Raw genomic sequence first — 4,359 nt, forward strand, 5'->3', positions numbered from 1 at the left:
AGATGGGGGGAAAGCGGCCGGTTACCCCGGTTCACGTCGGCCATTGGCGGCCCTCCTTTGTCGGTTCTGGCATCTCCCGCCGCAGGAGCCCTTCAGGATAGGCAGGGCTGGCCGCGCGGGCTGGCAATCGTGGCACGTTCTGGACATAGTTGTGGCATCTGTCACCCTGATATGCCAGCCCGCGCGCGCAAATGACGCGGATTTCCCTGTTTGTGATCACGGGGGCGCCGGCTGTGATCACGGCGAGACGGGCGATGGCTTTGACAGGACAAGCAGCCGATGTGAGGGGCGCCGCTGTCGGGTCAGAGGGGGATCAGCGCCCAGTAATCCAGATCCAGAAGCACATCCGGATGATAGCGGCCGTCATCGCCGCGCAGGGTGAACAGGCTGCTGTCCCCCTTGGTGGCCACCAGGCGCAGGCGCAGGGCCCCGACCCCCGGAGCAGCCGTTTCAGCCTTGTCCAGAACCTCGGACCAGGCGCGGACGGTGTCGCCGGCGTGGCAAGGATTGGCATGGGCGCCCGCGTTCAGCGCCACGATCATCTGGGCATTCGCCAGCCCGTTGAAGGACAAGGCGCGGGCGAGGCTGATGACGTGGCCGCCATACACCAGGCGCTGTCCGTCGGCACGGGTCGTGGTGTCGAAATGCACCTTGGCCGTGTTCTGCCACAGGCGCGTTGCCAGCATATGCTCGGCTTCTTCGATCGTGACGCCATCGACGTGATCGATCGTCTCGCCAATGGCATAGTCGCCCCAGCGATGAGGTTCGCCCGCCAGATCAAAGTCATAGCCGTCAAAGCTGAGTCCGTCCGGAACCACCAGATCCCCCGCGTCCACGGCAGGGGCCAGTTCCGGAACAACGGTTTGCGGCGCCGGCGCCTCGGGGTCGCGCTTGCGGACCATGACCCAGCGGACATAGTCCAGCACCGTGTCGCCGACCTGGTTCAGGCCGCGGGTGTGCACCCAGACGACGCCCGACTGGTTGTTCGAGTTCTGCTTGAGGCCGATCACCTGCGACTCGGCGCGCAAGGTGTCGCCCGGCCAGACCGGCATCAGCCAGCGCCCCTGGGCATAGCCCAGATTGGCAATGGCATTCAGGCTGATATCCGGGACCGTCTTGCCGAAGACCGTGTGAAAGGCCAGCAGATCGTCCAGGGGGCTGCCGTCCAGCCCGCAGGTGATCGCGAATTCGTCCGACGAATAAAGCGCATGCCGCGCGGGATAAAGGGCGTGATACAGCGCCCGTTCGCCCTCCGCGATGGTGCGCGGCACGGCGTGGCGGATGGTCTGGCCGACCTCGTAATCCTCGAAGAACCGTCCCGGATTGGTTTTCGTCATTGCGATCCCTATTGCTGGCCCAGCTTCATGTCGGGGTGGTACTCGGCCTCGATTTCCTTGGTGACGGCCTGCCCGCAGCGCATCACGCCGCGGGCGGCGTCAAAGGCCATCGTGGCGCTGCCCTGCAGTTGCCAGCCCTTGGACAAGGCCTCGCTGACCCGGTGGCAGAACCGCGAGGTGTCATCTTCGGTGATGAAGCGATAGATCACGGGCATCACGCACCTCCAAAGGGCCAAGGCCCGATCCAGCCGTGGACGAGGCCCACGACCACCATGACGATAACGGCGCCAACGGCCGCCATGGCCTCCTTGCGTGCGGGGAAAGGACCGGTCGGGCGGACCCAGGGAGACGCGCGGCTGATCGCGGCCATTTCGACCAGCGCCCAGGCCAGCAGCCCGCCGAACAGCACAAAGGAAGGCGTGTCTCCGTTCACCAGCAGATGCGCGATGGCCCAGAGCGAAAAGCCCCACAGCATCGGGTGGCGCGTATAAGCGGTGATCCGGGTCTTCATGCCGGCGGCCGCGAACAGATAGAAGGCGACCAGGACCAGCAGGTTGTTGATGCCGACCAGCGCCGGGTTGCGGCCCCAGAAGAACGCGCCATCGGCGCCGCGATAGCCGATGACCATCAGGATGATCGACAGCACCAGAAGGCCCGTCACCATGCCTTTGCCGCGCTCGCCCATCGTGGCGCGCTGCGCCGGTGCCATCCGTTTGTAAAGATGCGCGCCCCACCACAGGGCCACGCCAAGGATCAGGATCAGCATCTGGCATTCCTTTCGCTGGATCGTTCGGCGCGCAGACTGCCCTTATTGCGCCATGGCCGCAATCGCATCCGCACGGTCCAGCGTCTTGCGGGCGGTTTCCACATGCAGGTTTTCGACGATCTTGCCGTCGACGACGGCGACACCCTTGCCCTGAGCAGTGGCCTCGTCAAAGGCCTCGATCTGGCGGCGGGCCAGCGCGACCTCATCCTCCGAGGGGGCAAAGGCGGCATTGGCGATGGCCAGCTGCGTCGGGTGGATCAGGGTCTTGCCATCAAAGCCCATGTCGCGCCCTTGTTCGCATTCGGCGCGAAGACCGTCCTCGTCCTTGAAGGCGTTGAAGACGCCGTCCACGATGATCTTGCCATGGGCCTTGGCGGCCAGCAGGCACAAACCCAGCCCTGCCATCATCGGCAGGCGGTCCGGGCGGAAACGGCTGTTCAACTCCTTTGCCAGGTCGTTCGTGCCCATCACCATCCCCTCCAACTGGGGATGGGCGGCAATCGCGGCAGCGTTCAGCATGCCCCCGGGCGTTTCCATCATGGCCCACAGCGGCCTGTCCGGGATCAGCGCGGCGACGCGATCCAGATCCTGCGGCCCGTCCACCTTGGGGATCAGGACGGCATCGGCGGGCAGCGCGGCGCAGGCGCGCGCATCATCCTGGCCCCATTCGGTGGACAGGGCGTTGATCCGCACGATCCGGGCACGCGGGCCATAATCCTGTTCCAGCGCCTTGGCCAAGGCCGCGCGGGCGGCCGCCTTGGCATCCGGAGCAACCGCGTCCTCCAAGTCAAAGATGATCGCGTCGGCAGGAAGGCCCTGCGCCTTTTCCATCGCACGCGCGTTGGCGGCAGGAATATAAAGAACCGAGCGATAGGGACGAGTCATGAAACCTCCGCGACACAATGTTGCGCAACGGTGGCGTATAGCGTCAGAAATGGCAAGCGCTTTTGCTGCGCTGCGGCGTCAGCCAAAGGTCGCCTGCCAGATCAGGCGCAACGACACCAGCAGCAATCCCCAGGTGATCAATTGATAGAACAGCTTGGGCGGAATGACCCGCACCAGCCGCAGTCCCAGCCACACCGACAGCAATGCGACCGGCATCAATGCCGCTGCCGTCAATAGGTTTGCAGCCGACAGCTGCCCCAGCGCCATGTAGGGGATCAGCTTGACCCAGTTCCCGATGGCAAAGAACCATGTCGTCGTGCCGGCATAGATCAGCGGCGACAGGCGCAAGGGCTGGGCATAAACCTGCCACAGCGGCGCACCCGAATGACTGACAAAGCTGGTATATCCGGCGAGCCCGCCCCACAGGGTGCCCGGCCCCACCCCGGGCCGACGTGGTTCGGCATCCACCTGCGGGCGCAACAGGGCGTTCAGGGCAAAGCCGAAGCCGATGACCCCGACGATCAGCGTGACCCCCCGGACCGGGACGATCAGCGCCGTGGCCCAGCCGATGCCGATGCCCATCAGGGCCCCCGGCAGGGCGCATGCCAGCACCCGGGCGTCAAAGTCGCGCCTGAACGCGATCAGGCCTCCGATGTCGGACACGACATACACCGGCAGCAGCAGGCCCGCCGCCTGCACGGGCGACATGACCAGCGACATCACCGGGACCGCGATGATGCCCACCATCGCCAACCCGCCCTTGGCCAGTCCCACCGCCACCGCCGCCAGCACGGCCAGCGCCCAGCCCGTCACCGTCAGTTCCAGCATCCGCGCCTCCTGCAAGGGGCGCAGGCTGACGCGCCTGCCGCACGAAGGCAAGGGCCTGCGGGCTGCCGCGCTGCGGCGCGAAAGGCTTGCGATTTGTCCGGCGACGCCTTAACCCTCGCGCCACATTCCACCATTCATTCGGAGGTTATCCATGGCCCGACCCAAAATCGCACTGATCGGTGCGGGGCAGATCGGCGGCACGCTAGCGCATCTGGCCGCGATGAAGGAGCTGGGCGATGTCGTCCTGTTCGACATCTCGGAAGGAACTCCGCAGGGCAAGGCGCTGGACATCGCGCAATCGGGCCCGTCCGAGGGTTTCGACGCCCGCATGAAGGGCGCGAACGATTATGCCGACATCGCCGGCGCCGACGTCTGCATCGTCACCGCCGGCGTCGCCCGCAAGCCGGGAATGAGCCGCGACGACCTGCTCGGCATCAACCTCAAGGTGATGAAAGCAGTCGGCGAAGGGATCAAGGCACATGCCCCCGATGCCTTCGTGATCTGCGTCACCAATCCGTTGGACGCGATGGTCTGGGCGCTGCG

The 4,359-nt window shown here is 65.7% G+C and carries 6 protein-coding genes; 1 reads left to right on the forward strand and 5 read right to left on the reverse strand.

What is annotated here, in order from left to right; genetic code table 11:
* Positions 1–302 precede the first annotated feature (302 nt).
* The 5 genes from ACLHHB_RS04545 to ACLHHB_RS04565 form a co-directional block, all read right to left on the reverse strand.
* Positions 303–1,337 (reverse strand): MaoC family dehydratase, encoded by a 1,035-nt coding sequence (locus tag ACLHHB_RS04545; RefSeq protein WP_410217100.1) that lies wholly within the window; start codon positions 1,335–1,337, stop codon positions 303–305.
* 8 nt (positions 1,338–1,345) lie between these two features.
* The gene (locus tag ACLHHB_RS04550; protein ID WP_410217101.1) at positions 1,346–1,552 is read right to left on the reverse strand and encodes a DUF1737 domain-containing protein; all 207 of its coding nucleotides are present in this window, start codon (positions 1,550–1,552) and stop codon (positions 1,346–1,348) included.
* Positions 1,552–2,103, reverse strand: a complete 552-nt coding sequence (locus ACLHHB_RS04555; RefSeq protein WP_410217102.1) for an NnrU family protein — start codon at positions 2,101–2,103, stop codon at positions 1,552–1,554. Before ACLHHB_RS04555 ends, ACLHHB_RS04550 begins: the two co-directional genes overlap by 1 nt.
* 42 nt (positions 2,104–2,145) lie before the next feature.
* Positions 2,146–2,988: an HpcH/HpaI aldolase/citrate lyase family protein gene (locus tag ACLHHB_RS04560; RefSeq protein WP_410217103.1), complete on the reverse strand. Its 843-nt coding sequence runs from the start codon at positions 2,986–2,988 to the stop codon at positions 2,146–2,148.
* Between the two features lie 78 nt (positions 2,989–3,066).
* Positions 3,067–3,816, reverse strand: a complete 750-nt coding sequence (locus ACLHHB_RS04565) for a sulfite exporter TauE/SafE family protein (protein WP_410217104.1) — start codon at positions 3,814–3,816, stop codon at positions 3,067–3,069.
* A gap of 151 nt (positions 3,817–3,967) precedes the next feature.
* Here ACLHHB_RS04565 and ACLHHB_RS04570 point away from each other — a divergent pair.
* Positions 3,968–4,359 (forward strand): lactate/malate family dehydrogenase (locus ACLHHB_RS04570; protein ID WP_410217105.1); only part of this gene is annotated, 392 nt, incomplete at its 3' end.

The organism is Paracoccus sp. (in: a-proteobacteria), from assembly GCF_046462195.1.
Classification (GTDB): domain Bacteria; phylum Pseudomonadota; class Alphaproteobacteria; order Rhodobacterales; family Rhodobacteraceae; genus Paracoccus.